Source organism: Brevibacillus sp. FSL K6-0770 (assembly GCF_038000275.1).
Taxonomy (GTDB): Bacteria; Bacillota; Bacilli; order Brevibacillales; family Brevibacillaceae; genus Brevibacillus; species Brevibacillus parabrevis.
In genome coordinates, this window is the sequence record NZ_JBBOBQ010000001.1 from 1738900 (window position 1) to 1758551 (window position 19652).

Annotated in this window: 16 protein-coding genes; 14 read left to right on the plus strand and 2 right to left on the minus strand. The window is 53.5% G+C overall.

Annotation, left to right across the window (positions count from 1 at the left end; all coding sequences use genetic code 11):
- The first annotated feature begins 277 nt into the window (after positions 1-277).
- The 9 genes from NST23_RS08530 (at position 278) to NST23_RS08570 (ending at position 9667) form a co-directional block, all read left to right on the plus strand.
- Positions 278-1483: an ROK family transcriptional regulator gene (locus tag NST23_RS08530; protein ID WP_122963194.1), complete on the plus strand. Its 1206-nt coding sequence runs from the start codon at positions 278-280 to the stop codon at positions 1481-1483.
- Between the two features lie 148 nt (positions 1484-1631).
- Complete coding sequence (locus NST23_RS08535; RefSeq protein ID WP_122963195.1) at positions 1632-2915, plus strand: ABC transporter substrate-binding protein; 1284 nt, start codon at positions 1632-1634, stop codon at positions 2913-2915.
- 81 nt (positions 2916-2996) lie between these two features.
- Positions 2997-3944 (plus strand): carbohydrate ABC transporter permease, encoded by a 948-nt coding sequence (locus NST23_RS08540; RefSeq protein ID WP_122963196.1) that lies wholly within the window; start codon positions 2997-2999, stop codon positions 3942-3944.
- Between the two features lie 30 nt (positions 3945-3974).
- Positions 3975-4817, plus strand: a complete 843-nt coding sequence (locus NST23_RS08545; RefSeq protein ID WP_122963197.1) for a carbohydrate ABC transporter permease — start codon at positions 3975-3977, stop codon at positions 4815-4817.
- Positions 4818-4848: 31 nt separating this feature from the next.
- Positions 4849-5838 (plus strand): Gfo/Idh/MocA family protein, encoded by a 990-nt coding sequence (locus NST23_RS08550; RefSeq protein WP_173599782.1) that lies wholly within the window; start codon positions 4849-4851, stop codon positions 5836-5838.
- Between the two features lie 13 nt (positions 5839-5851).
- A complete protein-coding gene (locus tag NST23_RS08555) occupies positions 5852-6826 on the plus strand; it encodes a Gfo/Idh/MocA family protein (RefSeq protein WP_122963199.1) in 975 nt (324 codons plus the stop codon).
- Between the two features lie 18 nt (positions 6827-6844).
- Complete coding sequence (locus NST23_RS08560) at positions 6845-7813, plus strand: Gfo/Idh/MocA family protein (RefSeq protein ID WP_173599783.1); 969 nt, start codon at positions 6845-6847, stop codon at positions 7811-7813.
- A 15-nt stretch (positions 7814-7828) separates the two neighbouring features.
- Positions 7829-8650 carry a sugar phosphate isomerase/epimerase family protein gene (locus NST23_RS08565; protein ID WP_122963201.1) on the plus strand — a complete coding sequence of 274 codons (822 nt, stop codon included), beginning with the start codon at positions 7829-7831 and terminating at the stop codon, positions 8648-8650.
- Positions 8651-8680: 30 nt separating this feature from the next.
- Positions 8681-9667, plus strand: coding sequence for an ROK family protein (locus NST23_RS08570; RefSeq protein ID WP_122963202.1), 987 nt, complete (start codon positions 8681-8683; stop codon positions 9665-9667).
- Between the two features lie 86 nt (positions 9668-9753).
- Here the strand turns inward: NST23_RS08570 and NST23_RS08575 are convergent, their stop codons facing one another.
- Positions 9754-10305, minus strand: a complete 552-nt coding sequence (locus NST23_RS08575; RefSeq protein WP_229049876.1) for a DUF3267 domain-containing protein — start codon at positions 10303-10305, stop codon at positions 9754-9756.
- A 197-nt stretch (positions 10306-10502) separates the two neighbouring features.
- Here NST23_RS08575 and NST23_RS08580 point away from each other — a divergent pair, with 197 nt between their 5' ends.
- The 3 genes from NST23_RS08580 to NST23_RS08590 all read left to right on the plus strand — a co-directional run bounded on the left by NST23_RS08580 (position 10503) and on the right by NST23_RS08590 (position 13921).
- The gene (locus tag NST23_RS08580) at positions 10503-11576 is read left to right on the plus strand and encodes a hypothetical protein (RefSeq protein ID WP_173599784.1); all 1074 of its coding nucleotides are present in this window, start codon (positions 10503-10505) and stop codon (positions 11574-11576) included.
- 140 nt (positions 11577-11716) lie between these two features.
- A complete protein-coding gene (cysK, locus tag NST23_RS08585; RefSeq protein ID WP_173596245.1) occupies positions 11717-12631 on the plus strand; it encodes a cysteine synthase A in 915 nt (304 codons plus the stop codon).
- A gap of 114 nt (positions 12632-12745) precedes the next feature.
- Positions 12746-13921, plus strand: a complete 1176-nt coding sequence (locus NST23_RS08590) for an FAD-dependent monooxygenase (protein ID WP_173599785.1) — start codon at positions 12746-12748, stop codon at positions 13919-13921.
- A 52-nt stretch (positions 13922-13973) separates the two neighbouring features.
- Here NST23_RS08590 and NST23_RS08595 read toward each other — a convergent pair whose 3' ends face one another.
- Complete coding sequence (locus tag NST23_RS08595; RefSeq protein WP_242772095.1) at positions 13974-15161, minus strand: M20 metallopeptidase family protein; 1188 nt, start codon at positions 15159-15161, stop codon at positions 13974-13976.
- Between the two features lie 247 nt (positions 15162-15408).
- Between NST23_RS08595 and NST23_RS08600 the strand changes: the two genes are divergently transcribed.
- Together NST23_RS08600 and NST23_RS08605 are read left to right on the plus strand one after the other, a co-directional pair.
- Positions 15409-16686 (plus strand): ATP-binding protein, encoded by a 1278-nt coding sequence (locus NST23_RS08600; RefSeq protein ID WP_229049877.1) that lies wholly within the window; start codon positions 15409-15411, stop codon positions 16684-16686.
- Positions 16687-17115: 429 nt separating this feature from the next.
- Positions 17116-19374 (plus strand): immune inhibitor A domain-containing protein, encoded by a 2259-nt coding sequence (locus tag NST23_RS08605; RefSeq protein ID WP_122963209.1) that lies wholly within the window; start codon positions 17116-17118, stop codon positions 19372-19374.
- Positions 19375-19652 lie beyond the last annotated feature (278 nt).

A 19652-nucleotide genomic window follows, 5' to 3' on the forward strand; every position in this document is an offset into this window, starting at 1 on the left:
AAAGCAACAGATATAAAACGGACCCAGGCAACTCTTCATTTCCCGATGCAGCAGGTTATCTCTCATGAACGGTACCCCCATTTTCGCGTAAGGTGAAGTGGAGCCAAGCCATATCAGTATCAGCTTCATTTTACAAAAAGAAAGAGCCAGATGGAAAAGAAAGGAAGCTGTCCAGAAAAAGTGCAAAAAACTGAAAAATCCAAATTGACACAAGCTGGAAGGGTCTGCTATGATCACTTTATAAAGTCATTGGAAAAACAAAGGATGAGCTTATAAAATGCGCAGGACCGGAGACCTCAAACTGATTCAAGAACTAAATCGCTTTATTATACTCGATACAATCCGCCAGCATGGGCCCATCTCGCGCAGTGACATTGCCAAAAAGCAAGGCATCAGCCCGACTACGGTCACGTCGGCAGTCAACGAGCTGATTCGTGACGGCGTGGTAGCGGAGGATGGAACAGGAGAATCAAAAGGCGGCAGAAAGCCGATCATGGTGCGCTTTTGCCCCGATGGAAAGTTTTTGATTGGCGTCTCCATCACGAACACGGCGATCACCATCGCGGAAATGAATCTGGAGGCGGCGACCAAGCGCAAGCAAGTATATCCGGTCGGTCCTGGTCTTGTCAGCGATCGGATGGTGCAGTATGTACTGGACTCGATTGCAGACTTTTTGACACAGGCAGCGGACACAGAGCGTTGCTTGGGTATCTCCATTATCGCTCCGGGGATTGTCGACGCAGCGAGCGGAGTGATTCGCTTCAATTCCAAGCTGCGATTGACGGATGTTCCGTTGAAGGAGCTGGCTGAGCAGCGTTTCGGCATGAGTACGTGGCTCGACAACGACGCCAACGCGATTGCCTTGGCAGAGAAAAATTTCGGGGTAGGGATCGAAGCCGACAACCTGCTGTTCGTAACAGTGGGCGAAGGGGTAGGTTCAGGTCTTGTTGTAAACGGTTCCATTTTCCGGGGAAGCCGCGGGGGAGCTGGCGAGTTCGGGCACACGACCGTAGACCGCAGCGGCATGCGCTGTGATTGCGGCAACGTCGGCTGTCTGGAAAACTACGTCGCCTGGCCGGCGATCTACACAGGATTGCTGTCTGCGATTGCCCGCGGCAAAGAGACGCTGGTCCTGGAGCTGGCGGGTGGAGACATGACGCAAATTACGTTTGAAGTGTTCCGCCGTGCCTTGCAGCAAAAGGATCAGGTGTGCGAGGACATCGTAGAAGAAATCGCCGCGTATTTGTCCATCGGCATCGTCAACCTGGTCAATCTGTTCAACCCGAGCCTGATCATTTTGGGCGGGGAAATGATGCGCGACAATCAAGTGTTGTTTGAGCGCATCGAAAAGCAGGTGCGCGAACAGGCAATGGGCATTATGGTAGACGGGCTGGAATTCCGTCCGACAATGCTGGGAGCGGACTTTGAAGTCAAGGCAGCCGCTGCCGTACTGCTACAGGACGTCTTTCATTTCAGCCTGTAGTTCCTTTTTGAATACTTTGTTTTAGCATTGGAAAAAGAAAGATTGCATCGTACGGTGAAAGGGGGGAGCCGTGGAGGTCAAGACGCAGTCGTTTCAACTGAGTTGGGGGTAAAAAAAGAGGAGAACGTATGTCGAGGAGGGACTTCAGATGAAGAAGTTGGTTTCGTTGGCAATGGCCGCATTGTTGGTAGCGGTAGCAGGATGTTCCGGTGGCGGACAAAGTGCCACACCGTCAGATGGACAAAAATCAGGCGCCGCAACCGGAGAAAAGGTAACGCTTACTTACGCCCTCTGGGATAAAAACCAGATGCCGGCCATGGAGGAAATTGCAAAGAAATTCCATGAAGCGAACCCGAATGTTGACATCAAGATCGAGCTGACACCGAACAAACAGTATTGGACGAAGATGGAAGCGGCTGCGACTGGCGGAACTTTGCCGGACGTTTTCTGGATCAACGGCCCGCGGATCATCAAGTATGCGGCAAACGACGTGCTGCTGCCGCTCGATGAACAGATCAAGGCAGACGGCGTCGACCTTGGCAATTATCCCAAAGCGCTGGTTGATCTCTACACATACGACGGAAAAACGTTTGCATTGCCAAAAGATTTTGACACTATCGGGCTCTGGTACAACAAGAAGCTGTTTGATGACGCCAAAGTGCCGTATCCGGACGAAACATGGGATTGGAACAAGCTGAAGGAAGCAGCGAAAAAGTTGACGGACGAGAAAAAAGGCATCTGGGGAATCGCGGCAGCGCCATACGGACAAGACAATTACTACAACACGATTTTCCAAGCTGGCGGCTCCGTCATTTCCGAAGACAGAAAGTCGTCGGGCTTTGACAAACCGGAAACGATCGAAGGCTTGAAGCTGTGGGTAGACATGATCAATGACAAAGTGTCGCCGTCTGCGGCGCAAATGTCGGAGACTGAATCGACGCAACTTTTCGAATCCGGGAAAGTGGCGATGGTTTACTCCGGGTCTTGGATGGCAAGCGCATTCAATGGCAACGAGTACACCAAAGACAAAGTGGACGTGGCCTACCTTCCTAAAGGCAAGGAAAACACGAGCGTTATCCACGGTTTGGGCAATGTGATCGCGGCGAACACGAAGCACCCGAAAGAAGCGTGGGAGTTCGTCAAGTACCTGGGCTCCAAGGAAGCGGCGGAGATCCAGGCAAGCAAGGGAGCGGCAATCCCGGCGTTCAACGGTACACAAGATACTTGGGTGAAATCGATGCCTAACTTTAATCTGAAAATTTTTATTGATCAGGCAGCTAACGCAAAAGCGTACCCGATCTCCAAGGACACCGCGAAATGGGCGAAGCTGGAAACCGATTACATGACCAAAGCATGGGCAGGTCAAATGAGCGTAGAAGATGCAGCGAAAGAACTTGCGCAAAAAATGAACGAGTTGCTGGCGCAAGAGTAGGGGTTTCTTTTCACGGATGGCTTCGTGTCGAGGACGGAGCCATCCCCTGTTACGAGCTTATTGTCAGGGGGGAATATTGCGATGAGCAGCCAACTTCAGCCAGAAGTGCATGCCGCTGCCCGGCCAAAACCAGCAAAGCCATTGAATCGCATGAAACGAAGCGACTGGTTGTGGGCGTATCTCATGATTGCGCCGACGTTGCTCGGTCTGGGTTTGTTCTACATATGGCCAGTCGTGCAGACTATTTATCTCAGCTTCACCAAATGGGGAGGCTTCGGCAAGTACAAATGGACGGGCGTGGACAACTATGTCCTGCTGTTCCAAGACCCGAACCTGTGGATCGCACTGAAAAACACGCTTATTTATACGGTTCTTGCAGTTCCAGCCAGTATCGCTATCTCCATATTAATCGCCGTCTTGCTCAACCAGAAAATCAAAGGCATCTCGTTTTACCGTACCTTGTACTTTTTGCCAGTCGTAACGATGGCGGCTGCCGTGGCGATGGTGTGGAGATGGCTGTACAATGCCGATTACGGCTTGATCAACTACTTGTTAGGGACAGTGGGGATACAGGGACCGCGCTGGATTTCCGACCCTGACATCGCTCTGTACGCTGTCATCATCGTTGCCGTCTGGAGTTCGATCGGCTACAACATGGTGATTTTCCTGGCGGGCTTGCAGGGGATTCCGCGCAGCTATTACGAAGCGGCGGAAATCGACGGAGCCGGACCTGTGCGGATGTTTTTTACGATTACATTGCCGCTGTTGACGCCATCGATTTTTTTCGTGAGCATCACTTCGCTGATTGGCGCGTTCCAAGTATTCGACCTGATCTACTTGATGATCGGCAAGCTGGGCAATCCGGCGGCTGAATCGACGCAGACGGTGGCGTACTTGTTCTTCACGAACGGCTTCGAATCAGGCAATGGCGGTTATGCAGCAGCAGTAGCAGTCGTGCTTTTGGTGCTGATCCTGATTGTTACCGCGATTCAAATGAAAATGCAGAAAAAATGGGTCCATTACGATTAAGCGAGCATGACTGGACAGGAGGAATGATCGATGAGTGTCCAAACAGGACGTAATCGGGTTGGCAAAAATCTTTTGATTCATCTGCTGCTGATACTAGGCGCTCTAGTAATGGTCGCGCCGTTTGTCTGGATGATCCTGACTTCGCTCAAAACGCTGGGTGAATCGACGCAGGTGCCGCCAGTCATTTGGCCGACGTCCCTGCAATGGGAAAACTACACGCACATTTTCGAAATGCTGCCTTTCTACGACTTTTACTGGAACACGATTTTGACTACAGTCGTGAAAGTCGTCGGGCAAGTATTCCTTTGCTCGCTTGCGGCATACGCGTTTGCCCGCATCGAGTTTCCGGGGCGCAACGCCTTGTTCATCGTCTTTTTGTCCGTCCTGATGGTGCCGGGGCAAGTGTTTTTGCTCCCGCAGTTTCTCATCATGAAGGAGCTTGGCTGGCTGAACACGCTCACCGCGTTGATCGTGCCAGGACTGTTCAGTGCTTTCGGCACATTTTTGCTGCGCCAGTTTTTCATGTCATTGCCGAAAGAGCTGGAAGAGGCGGCAAAGCTCGACGGCTGCAATCACTTCCAAATCTACTGGCGCATTATGCTTCCTCTGGCGAAGCCCGGTTTGATCGCTTTGGCCATCTTCGTCGCCCTCTGGTCGTGGAATGATCTGATGTGGCCGCTGATCGTCAACAGCACGCCGGATAAAATGACGCTGTCGGCAGGATTGGCCTATTTGACAGGAGAACATACGAACATGACGAACTATCCGATTTTGATGGCTGGTTCTGTTCTCGCCATCTGGCCGATGATTATCGTCTTTATTTTCTTGCAGAAGCATTTTGTCGAGGGTATTACCCTAACCGGGTCCAAATAGCCATTTTCCCCTGAAGGAGTGAAAAACCACTATGCATCATGTTCTGGTAATCGGAGCAGGTACGATGGGAACTGTTCACGCAAAATCTTACGCTGCCATGAAAAACGTCGAGCTGGTCGGCATTGTCGACTTGCGCGGAGAGCGCGGCCGCGAGCTGGCAGCCGAAACGAATACGCAATGGTTTGCGAGCTACGATGAAGCCATGGAGAAGCTGGAGCGGGTAGATATCATTGACGTGTGTCTGCCGACTTACCTGCATAAAACGTATGTGCAAAAAGCTGCGGACGCAGGCAAGCACGTCATTTGCGAAAAGCCGCTGGCACGCAGCAAGGAAGAGGCGCAATCGATCGTTGACTATTGCAGCGAGAAAAACGTCAAGCTGTTCGTCGGCCATGTGCTGCGCTTTTTCCCTGAGTACGAGAAGTCCCGTCAACTGGTGAACGATGGCACGATCGGCAATGTCGGCGTGGCGCGGACGTTCCGTGGCGGTATTTTCCCGACGGCGTGGAATGACTGGTATGCGGATTACAAAAACAGCGGCGGTCTTGTGCTGGACATGATCATCCACGACTTCGACTTTTTGCGCTGGTGCTTCGGCGACGTGGAGCGCGTCTATGCGAAAAGCTTGCTTGGACGCGGCTTCGCCCGCATCGACTACGCGCTGGTGACGCTTCGGTTCAAAAGCGGGATGATCGCTCATGTGGAAGGGTCTTGGGCGCATGAAGGCTTCTCGATGAAAATGGAGCTGGCGGGAAGCGAAGGAATCATTCAGTACGATAGTGCAAAAGAAAAGCCGCTGATCGCCGTAAATCGCGCGAAACAGGCAGGTATGGGCGGAGTGGCTGTGCCGGAGAGTCCGCTGCGTGAAAATCCGTACTTCCGCGAGCTGAAGCATTTCATCGATTGCATCGAAAACGATCTCCAGCCGCGCGTGACGGTCGAGGATGCCGTGAAAGCAGTGGAAATCGCGCGAGCTGCGCTTGAGTCAATCGAAACGGGCAAACCCGTAACGCTAGTGTAGGAGGGGACCACATATGAAACTGGGAATCATCAGTGTCGCACATATGCACGCATACAGCTACGCGAATGCGATCGGGAAGCTTGCGGGCGTACAATTGGTCGGTGTAGCCGACGAGGATGAAGCACGTGGCAAGGAAGCGGCAGAAAAGTGGGGCGTACCGTTTTACCACGATTATCGCGAGCTTTTGGCAGCTGACGTCGACGCTGTCATCATTACTTCGGAAAATGCCAAGCATCATGAGCATACAGTAGCAGCCGCGAAAGCAGGCAAGCACATTTTGTGCGAAAAGCCGCTTGCGACCACGCTGGCGGCGGCCCAGGAAATGATTGAGATTTGCCGCGAGCAAGGCGTCATTTTGCAAACGGCGTTCCCTGTTCGCTTCCACCCTGCGGTTGTGCGGGCAAAACAGCTGGTAGAGCAAGGCAAGGTTGGCCGCATCATGGCGATCCGCGGCACGAATCGCGGGCAAAATCCGGGCGGCTGGTTCGTCGATCCTGCCAAGTCCGGCGGCGGCGCTGTTATCGATCATACGGTGCATGTCGTTGACTTGATGCGCTGGTTCATGGGTGTGGAAGTGCGCGAGGTGTACGCAGAAGTAGACAGCAAATTTTCGCCTACCCCGATTGACGACTGCGGCATTTTGACGATGGAATTTGAAAATGGCGTATTCGCCACGCTGGATTGCAGCTGGTCGCGCAACAAGACGTTCCCGGTCTGGGGCGACGTTACGATGGAAATCATCGGCACGGAAGGCACTATCTCGCTCGATGCCTTTTCGCAAAAGCTCGACGTGTACAGCAATGACAAAGGATTGAAATGGGTCAACTGGGGCGACGACATGGACAGCCAGCTGGTGAGCGACTTTGTTGCCAGCGTCCGCGAGAAAAAAGCGCCATCCGTAACAGGAGAAGACGGCATGCGCGCGGTCGAAGTAGCGCTTGCTGCCTACCAGTCGGCTGAATCGAAGCAACCGGTGGTCATTCGCTAACGGGGACGGTGGATCAATATGAGTATGAAGATCGGAATGATCGGCGTCGGAGGGATCGGCCAGCATCACCTGCAAGGCTTGCTCGCTGACGAACGAGTGAAAGTTACCGCTGTCTGCGATGTGAATCGGGAAGCAGCAATGTCCACGGCCGAGCGGATCGGTGCTTCCGGCTACACGTCCTGGCAGGAGCTGCTCACGCACGAAAAGCTGGATGCGCTGTTTGTCTGCGTCCCGCCTTTTGCCCACGAAGAAATCGAGGAGCAGGCGGCAGCAAAAGGGATTCACCTGTTCGTGGAAAAGCCGATTGGCCTCGATATGCACATAGTCGCGAAGAAACAGGCGGCGATGGAAAAAGCAGGGATTATTACCTCGACAGGTTATTGCCTGCGCTATCTGGATATCGTGCAGCAAGCCCGCGAGTATTTGGCTGACAAGCAGATCGCCCTGGTGCGCGGCCATTATTTGACCAAATTCGTGGAAACTCCGTGGTGGCGGCAAATGGGCAAATCGGGCGGCCAACTGGTCGAGCAGGCGACGCATACACTCGACATGATGCGCTTTTTGGCGGGTGACGTGGAAAAAGTATACGCGCAGATGTCTTTGCTCGTCTCGCAAGACATTGAAGGCATCGACATCCCGGATGTGTCTGCGGTCAGCATGGCCTTTTCCACAGGGGCGCTCGGCCATCTGGATACGTGCTTTATCCAGGCGGATCACCGGACAGGTGTAGAAATTTTGGGGAAACATTTCCGTGTGCTGATCGACGGCAGACAACTGACGATCACGGACGAGGCTGGTACGCGCACATTTGAGGCGACAGTAGATATGTACCGGGAACAGGATCGCGCTTTTGTGACGGCGATTGAAACCGGAGATACGAGCCTGATCTTGTCGCCATACGCCTCTGCGAAAAAGACGCTGGCAGTGACATTGGCCGCAAACGAGTCTGCGCAGTCCGGTGCACCTGTCATCATTTCGCACGATTAAGAAGGAGTGAGCAGCATGTCTTTTCAAAAAGGAATCAACGCTTGGTGCTTTCCGAAAGAAAGCCGCGCAGAACATATTTTTCAGCAAGCAAAAGAGTACGGGTACAAAGGCGTCGAGTTGAATCTCGACGAGGGAGACGCGCCCTTGCATCTGGAAATGACGGAGGGCGAGCTGGCGAAGCTGGCGCAACTGGCTCGCGAGTATGGATTGGAGCTGCCGAGTGTCTCGACGGCGCTCCTCTGGAAGTACCCGCTCACCCATAACGATGCGGAAGTGCGGGAAAAAGGCATCCAGGTCGTCGAGAAAATGATTGAGGCAGCAAGCGTTTTTGGAGCACGTACGGTTCTGGTCGTGCCAGGGCTGGTGACACCGGAAGTATCGTACGACACGGCGTATGAGCGGGCACGCGAAGCGCTCACACGACTGGCGAAAACGGCGGAAGCCAAGCAAGTGCATATCGGGATTGAAAACGTCTGGAACAAATTTTTGCTCAGCCCGCTGGAAATGGCCAGGTTGATTGATGAAGTGAACAGCCCGTGGGTGGGCGCTTACTTCGATGTCGGCAATGTGCTGCAATTCGGTTTTCCCGAGCAGTGGATTCGCATTCTCGGCAAAAGAATCCGGGCGATTCACGTCAAAGATTTCAAGACGACGACGGGCAACATTACCGGATTTGTGCCGCTTTTGGCTGGCGACATTCCGTGGGCGCGCGTGGCAGAGGCGCTGCGCGAGATCGGGTACAGCGGCTACATCATCCCGGAAATCTCGCCGTATGCCTACAAGCCAGAGCAGCTGGTCGCTTCGACCTCCGAGGCGCTCGACGCTATTTTCAAATAGAGAACAGACAGCGAGGATGTGAGTCACACGATGACCCAAGAGAAACCATATGCCATCGGGATTGACCTGGGAGGCACGAAAGTCATCGCCGCGATTGTCGACCAGAATGGCAGCATCCTAAGCCAAGCGAACGCTCCGACACAAAAAGAGGACGCGGCTGAGATTGTCATTTCGCGAATTGGCGATCTCGTCTCGTCCGTACTCGCGGACAGCGGTGTCGGCATCTCGCAAATACGCGGAATTGGAATTGCTACAGCCGGAATCATTGATACAAACCGGCAAATGGTCATTTTTGCAAGCAATTTGAACTGGAGCGATGTGGCGATCGGCGACAAGCTCGGCCAACGGTTCGGCGTTCCGGTGCAGCTGATCAACGACGCCAATTCGGCAGCCGTTGCCGAGTGGGCCTTCGGCAGCGCCAGCGGCACCGATGATCTCATCTACGTCACGGTAAGCACGGGAGTGGGCGCCGGGATCATCAGCGGAGGGCGGCTGATTACAGGCATTGGCGACAGTGCAGGCGAGTTCGGCCACATCTCGCTCGATCCGGAAGGGCCGCTGTGCGCTTGCGGGAACAGAGGATGCCTGGAAAATTACGTGTCGGGACTGGCGCTGGCAAAAATGGCGCAGGAACAGTTGCAAGCTGGCGCGGAAAGCTCCCTGCGAACCGTCTGCGAGGGCGAGCTCGGGCGCATAACGGCCAAGGAGATCGGCGAGCAGGCAGAGAGCGGCGATCCGCTGAGCATCAGCTTGATGAAGCAGGCAGGCTACTACCTCGGTGTCGGCCTGACCAACCTGATTCATCTGTTCAATCCGCAGGTGATCGTGTTCGGCGGAGGCGTCATGAAAAACGGCCGAATTTTGCTGGAGGAAGCAGAGCGGGTGATTCGCCAGCGCTGCATTTCCCGGATGGCGAGCCAGGCGACGTTCCAGTTCACCACGATGGGAGCAGAGGCGGGCGTGCTTGGCGCAGCCGGGCTGTATTTCCCTGCCGCACGCAAACAGGTAGCGGTATAGGTGTAGCAAACAAAACGAGTTGACAAGCCGCATAAAAAAGCCGACGGTTCCGCATGGACGTCGGCTTTTTGGCATGGCAGATGAAATCACGCTTTTGATTCGGGCAGGTAAGCTACGTAACCGATGCTGTCTGGCGAGTCGGCAATGCGTGTCTGTTTGGAAAAAGAACGGAGCGTCCACAAGATGTAGAAGTCGCCAAAGCTGCCGATCAGCATGACGATGCTCCACACGTACCAAAACAGCGATTGGAAAAAGTAGGCCAAGAAAAAGGGCAACACACCGAGCAGCAAAGCCGGCAGGGCGACAGCAAGCCGATAGCTGCCCACAGAGATCGGCTTCAGGCAGCAGGCGTAAACAACAAGCTTGCGCCACATTACCCCGAAGCGGATATCGGATGTAGCAACCTGGCGGCTGAGCATGAAGCCGACTCCGTGCACAGCTTCATGGACGATGATTCCGCCGAGAACGACTACAAAAAACAGCCCGATATCGCTGAGAGATACCGAGAACGTCACCGCCTTTTGATAGAAAAGCAAAGCGGCCGGAACAAACAGGAGAAGGCAAACACAAGCAAACAGGTTGGCTTTCCATGGTTGCAAGACGACTTGCTTTTGGACATAGTTCGTTTCCAATTTCAACCTGGCCTCCTCTGGTGATATACTTGTAGTATAGCGCGGCAAGCTGCAATAGTTCAAATTCAAGCTCGGAAAGCTTTCATGGATTTGGCCTTTCGACTCATATGGCTGAGGGTCATGATTCATGTATGATGAAATAGTGGTACGTACTGGTAAAAGCGGGTCAAAAGAAACAGAAAAAGCGGATGAGGGGTCGCGGTATGCAGGGGAAAAACAAACGGATCGTAGGAATAATAGCGTTGCTGGTCGTCTGCGCTTTGGGCTTTTGGGGCTATCGCGCGCTTATGCCGATCGCGCTGGCAGAAGGCTATTTGTACGCAGACCAGAGCCGGATGGTGTACGCCAAGGTGACGCCGGAACAGGAGCAACTCAACGTCGAAATCACGTTGTCCAAGCTGCTAGTCGAGGATACGGTTCCTCGCTTGCAAACAGAGACAAGCCTTTTTACAGGGACGCGGGAAGGCGATGCGCTGACGCTTCAGCCGAAGTCCGCATCTGCGGATAAGACGGCTGAGTCGGTTGGGCCGCTTCAGGCCAAGCTGAGTGCGGACGGCCTTTTGATTACAGGTTCACTCGCACAAGGAGAGCCACAGGAAACCAAGCTTGTTGCCAGCACAAACCAGGCTTACAGCGACAAGCTTGCCGCCTGGACGAAAAGCGTCGAGCTGGAAGCGGAGCAGAAGAAAAAAGTGTTGGCGGAGCAGCGAGCCAAGGAAGAGGCGCGGGTGGCTTTTGCGAACAAAGTCGTGCGGACGGAAAAGCTCGCGGCTGACTTGCAGGAGAGCGCGCAATATTTGCAGGAAATCCAGTTCGCAGACGAGATTCAATTTTCCAAAGACCAGACGGCTGAGCTGCAAGGGTTGTTGGACGAGCTGACTACCTACTCCAAGCAGCCTAGTTTGAGCAAAATGGAGTATGACGTCATGGCCGGGACGCTCGGCAGCATGAAGGTGCTGGTCGACGGGATGGATGCGATGGACAGCACAATCGCCCAGAAGAAGCAAAGCATGCAAGACCTGATTGCCGTCCTGGAAACGGATATTAAGGACACGCAGACGGTTTGGGAAGAGATCAAGGCGAATGCTCCGGACGCGGCTAATCGCGAAAAAGCGTTGCAGGCGGCGATCAAGGCAGGCACCGACGCAATCGATCAGGCGAAGCAGCGGCTGGCTGCGCTGGAAAAAGAGCAAGGCGGCGGCAAGACTGCTGCGAACAAGCTCTATCAGCAGGCGGCAAACGTGCTGCAACAGACCAAGGCCAAGTACGGCTTCTAAAGCGCGCAAACAGATCAAGTCCCGTTGCCACGGTGCGGCTGTGCACCAGGGAACGGGCTTTTTTGCTGTTTTCAGATCGGTTTAATTGTATTATGCTTATTCGTATACACCAGCCAGTTGGCTTTGTCCGGGAGGTTTTTATGAACGTCTACCAAAATATCACCGAGCTGATTGGAAATACGCCTTGCGTTCGCCTGAACCGGATGGTTCCCGAGGGAGCGGCAGAGGTGTGGGTCAAACTGGAAAAGTTCAATCCGTCCGGGAGCGTCAAAGACCGCGCTGCTTACAATCTGATTGCCAGAGCGGAGCGGGAGGGGCTGATCAAGCCCGGGGATACGATTATCGAGCCGACGAGCGGCAACACGGGAATCGGTTTGGCGATGAACGCGGCAGCCAAAGGCTACAAGGCGATTTTGGTCATGCCCGATAACATGTCGAAAGAGCGGATCAACATTTTGAAAGCATACGGGGCAGAAGTCGTGCTGACGCCGAGTGAACAGCGGATGCCAGGCGCGATTGCCAGAGCGAAGGAGTTGCAGCAGGAAATCCCAGGGAGCTTCATTCCGCAGCAGTTTGAAAATGCGGCGAATCCGGACATTCATCGCGTCACGACAGCCCGGGAAATTTTGGCCCAGACAAAAGGACAGCTCGATGCTTTTGTCGCGACGGCGGGCACAGGCGGGACGATTACAGGGACGGGCGAGGTGCTGCGCGAAGAGGTTCCCGGGTTGTACATCGCCGTCGTGGAGCCAAAAGGTTCGCCTGTTTTGTCGGGTGGCAAGCCGGGGCCGCACAAGCTGGTCGGCACAAGTCCCGGGTTTATTCCGCGCATTTTGAATACGGACATTTACGACGAGATCATCCAGATCGCCGACGAAGAAGCTTTGGACAGCATGCGCAAGCTCGCCGCGTGGGAAGGCATTTTGGTCGGCCCGTCGTCAGGAGCTTCTGTATTTGCGGCGATCACGATTGCCAAAAGACTGGGCACAGGCAAACGGGTGGTCTGCATTGCGCCGGATACGGGTGAACGTTACTTGAGCATGAACTTGTTCTAGGAGACAGGCGACAAGCGAGAGAGCTGCTTTTCGATGGAAAAGCGGCTTTTTCGTATGCCCTGGTCGCTTGCCATGTTATGATTTGGAAAAGTCTTACTGACGGGAGAAAAAGTCATGACCAACGGCAAGCACAAAGACAGAAAAGCGATGATCATCGGGGCCGGGTTGGCTGGAATGTCGGCGGCGATTGCCTTGAAACAGGCAGGTTGGCAGGTCAGGCTGTATGAGCAAGCCAGGGAGCAAAAAGGTATCGGGGCAGGCATCGTGCTGGCTGCCAATGCGATGAAGGCACTGGACAAGCTGGAAGCGGGCCAACGCGTCCGGGAGCTTGGTTCACCCGTCCGCAAGGCGAGCATTTGCGATTGGCAAGGAAACGTGCTGGTCGAGCTGCCTGTCGCACGTCAAGCCGAGCGCTGCGGGGCGGACAGCTACCTTGTGCACCGCGCAGACTTGCAACAAGCGCTGCGCGAAAGGGTGGACGAGCAAGAGCTGGTTCTGGGCAAAAAGCTGACCGCTTTTTCGCAGGAAGCGGAGCGGGTCCAAGCGTCTTTTGCCGATGGCACGACAGCGGAAGCAGACGTCCTCATCGGTGCGGACGGGATTCACTCCAGCGTGCGCAAGCTGTTGTTTGGCGCGGAAAAGATGCGCTACTCCGGCTATACGGCCATTCGCGGAATCGCCCGGTATGAAGATGCGCGCTATCCGCTGGAAACGGGCGGCGGCTTTGAAGCGTGGGGGAGTGGAGCGCGGTTCGGTTTTTCCCATATCGGTCACAACCGGATACACTGGTTCGCTGCCATCAATGCCCCGGAAGGCGAAAAAGATCCGCCGATCGGACGAAAGCTCGCGGCGTTGCGCCGCCTGGAAAACTGGTACGAGCCTGTCCGCGCCGTCATCGCCGCTACGCCGGAGGAAGCGATTTTGCGGCACGACATTTACGATCGACTGCCGTTGAAACGGTGGGGTACGGGAAGGGTCAGCCTTTTGGGCGATGCCGCACATCCGATGCTGCCGAATCTGGGGCAGGGAGCAGGGCAAGGGCTGGAGGACGCGCTTGTGCTGGCACGTTGTCTTGCGCCTGCCGACGTGGATATTCCAGCCGCTCTCGTCCACTACGAGAAGCAGCGGAAAAAGCGGGCACATGCGATCGTGCGCGGCTCGCGTCTGATGGGCTATGTTACCCAGTGGGAAAATCCGTTGGCAATCGCCGTGCGCAATTGGTTGCTGAAAACGATTCCGCCTGGCATGCAAAGCAGGCGTCTGGAATGGATCATCCGCCATGAAGTATAGCCAATAGGAAAAGGCAGGGAGCCTGAAGTCCCTGCCTTTTTTGTAGAGCGGATTATTCTTGATGACGAGCCTGGTACGCGAGCAGTGCTCCGATGAACAGTTGCCCCGTTTGAATCATGGAACGCTCATCCACATCGAACTTGGGATGATGGTGCGGATAGGTTGCCAAAAGCTCCGGATTGCGTCCGCCGGTCATGAAGAAAGTAGCTGGACGTTCCTGCGCGTAGTAGGCGAAGTCTTCTCCCCCCATGATCGGTGGCATTTGGATGACGCGCTCTTCGCCAAAAAGACGTTTCGCTTCTGCTTCCACGAGCGGCGTTTCCACTTCATCGTTCCATGTAGCCGGATAGCCGCGTTCGTACTTGATTTCGCAAGTCGCGCCGACAGCATGGCAGCTCGCTTCCACGATGCGGCGCATGGATTGCTCAACCGCTACGCGCACTTCTTCGTCGTACGTGCGGACGGTTCCTTTCAGGCGCACCTGGTCGGGAATGACGTTGTACGCTTCGCCGCCACCGTTAAACGAGCAGACGGACAGCACGACTTGCTTGAGCGGGTCTATCTGGCGGCTCGCCACTTGTTGCAGGTTCATCACAATCTGGCTGCCGAGGACGATCGGGTCAATGGAAGTGTGCGGGGAAGCGCCATGCCCGCCTTTTCCGTACAAAACAATTTCAAAGCTGTCAGCAGCGGCTGTGACGTATCCTTTTGCAATGCCGACGACGCCAACTGGCAAATCAGAAGCGACGTGGGCACCGTAGACGACATCGACGCCTTCCAGGCAGCCTGCTTCGACCATGGATTTCGCTCCGCCAGGCGGCAGCTCTTCGGCAAACTGATGAAGAAACACGACCGTACCTGGCAGCTCATCGCGGAACTCGCTCAAAACTTGGGCGACACCGAGCAAGCCGGCCGTGTGAATGTCGTGGCCGCATGCGTGCATCACGCCGGGAATCCGCGATTTATACTCAACCTCTTTTTCATCCTGAATCGGCAAAGCGTCAAAATCGGCGCGCAAAGCGACCGTCTTTCCCGGTTTTCCACCCTTGAGGTAGCCGACGACGCCCAGGCCGCCTACTCCGGTTTTTACTTCGATGCCAAAGGAAGCGAGCTTGTCCGCTACTTTCTTTGCCGTGTTTTCTTCTTTAAAGGAAAGCTCAGGGTACATATGCAGATCGCGTCTGAATGAAACCAGCTCCGGGTAAATTTCCTGTAAACGGGCAAACATTTTGTCTTGCATCGGACCCACTCCTTTTCACGGTGGAAACAGATTGGTAATTCGCAGTCTCCTTATTATAAAAAGAAGTCAAAATAGTTTGCAATCTATGTTGTGCGAAAGTATGTCTGTCAAGAGGGGAGCGCAGGTGGACAGCTTTGAAACAAATCGACTAGAATGGATAAGGGAGTGACACGTCAATGAGAGAACGGCAGAGGAGAAAATGGTAACATCCTTTACAAAAAATCGCAGAGTCTGGATTTGTGTGCTGATGTCAGGCGTCCTGTTTTTGACGATGACCTGTCTTAGCATCGCAGGCTCTTATTACAATACGATGCAGTCGGTCCGCCTTTCGATTGCCAATCAGAGCATGAAGACGGCGGCGATGGTGGCGCAGCGAATCGATATTGCCGCCTATGAGCAATTTTTGCAGCACCCTGCCAAGGACAACCCGGCTTATGAGTCGATTCGTACCCAACTTAGTCAGGCGCGAGAGCAATTCGGGATTCTTTACTCGTACATTATGCAAATCAACGAGGATGGAAACGGCGGCAAAGTCATGGTCGTGGCCTATCCGCCTGATCGGACGCTTCCTTTTCAGATTGGCGATCCTTGCTATGTGACGGCAGAGCAGATTGCCAAAATTCGCACGGGTCAATCCTACTATTCCGACATCATCCGCGACCCTGTTTACGGCGTTTACATGTCGGCCGGTGCGCCGCTGGTCGGAAAAGACGGTCAGCTGCTAGGCATCGTTGGCGTCGACACAGACATGGCGATGGTGGAAGGGATTGGCGAAGAGGTCGTTCGAAACAGCACGCCTGTCTTTGTTTTTCACGGGCTGTTCGTCGTCGTGCTGATCGTGCTGATCCTCGGGTTGCAGCGCTGGTATCGCCGGGAGCTTAAAGCAGCCGTTGGCGAGACAGAGGAGCATTATCAGGATGAGCTGCGCTCCGTCATCAGCTCGATTCGTTCGATTCGCCACGACTTTGTCAACCATATGCAAGTTTTGTACGGTTTGATCGAGTGCGGCTATTTTGACAAGGCACGCGATTACATTCAATCGCTGTTAAAGGAGACGAAGCTGCTTGATCTTACGGTGCGGATCGCCAACCCGGCGTTGATGGTTTTGTTCCACACGAAATGGGAGCAGGCCAAGTCGAAACAGATTGTCATGCAATTTGCCGAATGTCCCGACCCTTTCGAGAGCATTCCGTCTATCGATTTGGTGAAAATATTGTCCAATCTGATCGACAATGCGATCGATGCCGCGGAAACGGCGGAGGGCGAAAAGCGAATCCGGATTGCTTGTCGCCGGGAAGACAAGCAGTACATTTTTGAAGTAGAAAATACAGGGACGGAAATATCGCCAGAGCAGCGCGCGCAAATTTTCACGGTAGGATATACGACCAAGCCAGCCACGCAATCATGTGCAAGGGGAGCGGGCCTGCCGATCGTGCAAGCAGTAGTCAGCAAACATGCGGGGAACATCGAGATCGTGTCAGAGCATGGCGTTACGAGATTCACCGTGACCTTGCCGATCAAGTGATATTTTCCGGCCTATTACGCATCAAGGTATCGAGGGAAAAGCCATCTGTGCGAGATGGCTTTTTGCGTTTTTTTCAAAAAGGAAACGTGATATGCAAGGTAACAGGTAAGGAAAATGCAATTATATTTCGACTTATTTAGACAAAATACGACAATTTTTTCCTGCGTCTTTTGGCAGTAGACATATAAGTGAAGTGGTCTTTTTTTCAGCCAAATGGACAAGAATCTGCATAAAAATCAAAAAAAATAAAGATTTGTCAAAGTGGGTCAGATTGCTCAGGTGAAAAAATGATTTTGATCATGAAGGATTTTCTGTCGAAAGAATTTTTTTGGCTATAACCAAAAAACATGTAATAATTGTGAATAGTCGGAACTGGGGGTTTCTATCATAGTCCGGCAAAAAATAGATAGAAAAAGAGGGTGAACGGCAGTGAAGAAAAGCAAGAAGCTATTATCCATTTTATTTTCATCATCGCTCGTGCTAACCGCATTTGCGGCGGTACCCGCTACGGGGTTGGCGAAATCGAAGGAGGACAAGCATAGCCTGGAGGTGGACTTGTCCACGGTCAACATCGACCGGCTGGTCAAAGGTTTGATTGAGCAAGGGATCATTGATGAGGATGCCGATCAGGATGAAATCAATGAAGCTTTGGAGGATTACCTCAAAGACAAGAAAGTGCCGCATGGCGTAGACGAATCCTCTTCCTTCGGGAAAAAGGCGACGAAATCCCAGCTGGCGGCTTTGTCGGATGCAGCGCAACGAGTTACGGAGATTGAAGATGAAGAAGAATTGCGCGCTTCGAAAAGAGTACATACAGACAATATCGTGATCGCGCTGGTTGAGTTTTCCGATCGCGAACACAACGAACTGCCTAAAATGAACGATACGCTCTGGACAGCGGATTTCAACGAAAAGCACTACAAGGAAATGCTGTTCAATCAAAAAGGATACGAGACGCCAGAAGGCACCAGCATGACGACCATGGCGGAATACTACTACTTGCAATCCGGCAGAAGCTGGACGGTAGACGGGGTAGTCACTCCGTGGCAAATGGCTGAGAAAAGCTACAAGTATTATGGCGAAAACAACTCCGGCGGCAGCGATTCCGCTCCGCGCGACTTGGTCGTGGAAACGCTTGACGCAGTAGGAGAGGCAATCGCAGGCAAAGAAGACGAGTACGACCAACGCGACCCGTACGATTTGGATGGCGACGGGGATTTGATGGAGCCGGATGGCATGTTGGACAACCTGATGCTTGTTCACGCAGGCATCGGGGAGGAAACAGGGGAAGATGCAGACGCAATCTGGTCGCATCGCTGGACTTTGAAAAAGCCGGTGGAAATCCCAGGCACCAGCCTGAAAGCTTTTGACTATATGATCCAGCCAGAAGACGGCGCGCCAGGCGTATTCGCTCACGAGTACGGGCACAACCTCGGCTTGCCAGACTTGTATGACACAAGCAAGCAAGGGCACGATTCCCCAGTAGGGGCTTGGTCCTTGATGTCGTCCGGAAGCCATACCGGCCAAATTTTCCAAACGCAACCGACCGGAATGGACCCTTGGTCTAAAATGATGCTGCAACAAATGTACGGCGGCAAATGGATCTCGCCGCGCGTGCTTGACTACAAAGATTTGGAAAACAAGAAAAAGACAGTCAGCCTGGTTGACGCTTCCAGCCTGGAAATGGGCGGAAAAGTCATCAAGCTCAACATGCCGCAAGTAGAAAAAGAGCCACCGATTCAGCCAAAAGATGGGGACTACTCCTACTTCTCTGACGAGGGTGACAATCTCGATACCAAAATGGTTTCGGACGTCATTGACTTGAGCGGAGTAAGCTCGGCTTCCATGAGCTTTGATTCTTGGAGAGCGATTGAAACCGACTACGACTTCCTGTACGTCAATGTGATTGATGAAAATACCGGGGAAAGCAAAGAAGTAGAAGTGTTCGACGATGTAACGAAAGGCTGGGATCACGAAAAAATCAGCCTGAACGATTTTGCCGGCAAGAAAATTCGCGTTGAGTTCAACTACAAGACAGATGGCGGCCTGGCTATGGCTGGTTTCTATCTCGACAACTTTGAAGTTGAAGGAGACGGACAGGTTATTTTCGAGGATGACGCAGAAGGCGAACCGAAGTTCAAGCTGGACGGCTTCCAGCACTTTGATGGAAAAGGCAAAATGTACGACACGTACTACCTGATCGAGCTGCGTTCTCACGAAGGCGTAGACGCTGGATTGAAGTATTTCCGTCGCAACGATACGTTCTTCACTTACGATCCAGGTATGGTGATTTGGTACTACGACGGCCGTTACGGCAAAACGCAGGACAACAACACAAGCCAGCATCCAGGCTACGGCATGCTCGGCGTAGTCGACGCGCATCAAGAAGTGCGCTACTGGAACAACGACGAAGGAAACAAAGACGCGATCGCAGACTCCCGCTACCAGGTGAACGATGCGGCATTCAGCCCGAACAAAACATCTGGCATGGATCTCGATTACATTTACGGCACGATGGATTATGAGCCGCTCGCTGGAGTAACGACATTCGACGACGGCGACGACTACACGATGTCGGAAGTGCCGGAAATCGGTAAAATCCTTCCTGAGATCGGACTGCAAATCAAGCTGAAACGGGTATCCAAGAAGTTTACCGAAGGAACCGTTGAGCTGTCTGTGAAAAAGTAAGAAGCAAAGAGCAAGACGCCCGCAAGCCACGAGTTGGCAGCGGGCGTCTTTTTGCATGCCGTAGACAAACAGACGGAAAAACATGCCCAGAAACGAATGCATGATCTCGGATCGCTCGTCTTTCCGATAAGCGACACCTGCTTCCAGGCGAATGCTCACGCCCGCGAGGGGGCGGCAGACAACGGATTTTCCCCCGTGCAAAGGCAATTCCGGCTGTTTACTGGTCTAAGCCTGCCTTTGGTGCAATAGGTTATAACAACGAACGACAAGCTGCCCGC

Excerpts from the sequence above, each read along its gene's own strand:
- NST23_RS08530 (WP_122963194.1), top strand. The coding sequence starts at position 278 with ATGCGCAGGACCGGAGACCTCAAACTGATTCAAGAACTAAATCGCTTT.
- NST23_RS08535 (WP_122963195.1), top strand. The coding sequence starts at position 1,632 with ATGAAGAAGTTGGTTTCGTTGGCAATGGCCGCATTGTTGGTAGCGGTA.
- NST23_RS08540 (WP_122963196.1), top strand. The coding sequence starts at position 2,997 with ATGAGCAGCCAACTTCAGCCAGAAGTGCATGCCGCTGCCCGGCCAAAA.
- NST23_RS08545 (WP_122963197.1), top strand. The coding sequence starts at position 3,975 with ATGAGTGTCCAAACAGGACGTAATCGGGTTGGCAAAAATCTTTTGATT.
- NST23_RS08550 (WP_173599782.1), top strand. The coding sequence starts at position 4,849 with ATGCATCATGTTCTGGTAATCGGAGCAGGTACGATGGGAACTGTTCAC.
- NST23_RS08555 (WP_122963199.1), top strand. The coding sequence starts at position 5,852 with ATGAAACTGGGAATCATCAGTGTCGCACATATGCACGCATACAGCTAC.
- NST23_RS08560 (WP_173599783.1), top strand. The coding sequence starts at position 6,845 with ATGAGTATGAAGATCGGAATGATCGGCGTCGGAGGGATCGGCCAGCAT.
- NST23_RS08565 (WP_122963201.1), top strand. The coding sequence starts at position 7,829 with ATGTCTTTTCAAAAAGGAATCAACGCTTGGTGCTTTCCGAAAGAAAGC.
- NST23_RS08570 (WP_122963202.1), top strand. The coding sequence starts at position 8,681 with ATGACCCAAGAGAAACCATATGCCATCGGGATTGACCTGGGAGGCACG.
- NST23_RS08580 (WP_173599784.1), top strand. The coding sequence starts at position 10,503 with ATGCAGGGGAAAAACAAACGGATCGTAGGAATAATAGCGTTGCTGGTC.
- cysK (WP_173596245.1), top strand. The coding sequence starts at position 11,717 with ATGAACGTCTACCAAAATATCACCGAGCTGATTGGAAATACGCCTTGC.
- NST23_RS08590 (WP_173599785.1), top strand. The coding sequence starts at position 12,746 with ATGACCAACGGCAAGCACAAAGACAGAAAAGCGATGATCATCGGGGCC.
- NST23_RS08595 (WP_242772095.1), bottom strand. The coding sequence starts at position 15,161 with ATGCAAGACAAAATGTTTGCCCGTTTACAGGAAATTTACCCGGAGCTG.
- NST23_RS08600 (WP_229049877.1), top strand. The coding sequence starts at position 15,409 with ATGTCAGGCGTCCTGTTTTTGACGATGACCTGTCTTAGCATCGCAGGC.